The sequence below is a fragment of the Carnobacterium sp. genome (genome assembly GCF_032094055.1).
Classification (GTDB): Bacteria; Bacillota; Bacilli; order Lactobacillales; family Carnobacteriaceae; genus Carnobacterium_A.
Genome location: NZ_DAMDAK010000032.1, coordinates 1 through 583, shown reverse-complemented (window position 1 = coordinate 583; position 583 = coordinate 1). Strand labels below are relative to the sequence as shown.

Genomic DNA, 583 nt, shown 5'->3' with positions numbered 1-583 from the left:
ATTTTATATACAATGATTCTGAGCTGAAAATAATGGGCTATGATATTATCGAAGCACGAAATTTAGGTTTAGATGGGATCGTTGTAGGGTGTTTAAATGAGGAGAACTGGCTGGACGAAGACGCGATGGAACAGATTTTAGAAGAATCTTATGGGTTGCAGGTAACGTTCCATATGGCTTTTGATGTCATCCCCGTTAGTCGGCAATTTGAAGCCATCGATTGGTTGATTGATCATGATGTTCAACGTATTTTGACCCATGGCGGCTCATTAGATCTACCTATTGAAACTACCCTACCTCATTTAAAAGAATTAGTTGATTATGCCGATGGCCGTATTGTTATCCTGCCTGGAGGCGGCATTACAGATAAAAATGCTCAACCTGTCATCGAACAATTAGGTGTAAATGAAGTACACGGCACTCAAATTGTCGGTAAACTTTAAAATCTAAAAAAACAATCTTCCGCAAAAGTTTATTTTGCAGAAGATTGTTTTTTTTTTTACTTTTTTAATTGTGTTCCTAAAGATGATACGTTAACTTCTTTGATCAGCATATCTGTCAATTGTATGCTTAACCCATTTTT

At 36.5% G+C, this 583-nt stretch carries 1 protein-coding gene; it reads left to right on the top strand.

The genetic code is table 11. The annotated features are described in order from the left end of the window. On the top strand, window positions 1-443 hold a 443-nt coding region (locus RT405_RS06540; protein ID WP_313468563.1), incomplete at its 5' end, for a copper homeostasis protein CutC. Window positions 444-583 lie beyond the last annotated feature (140 nt).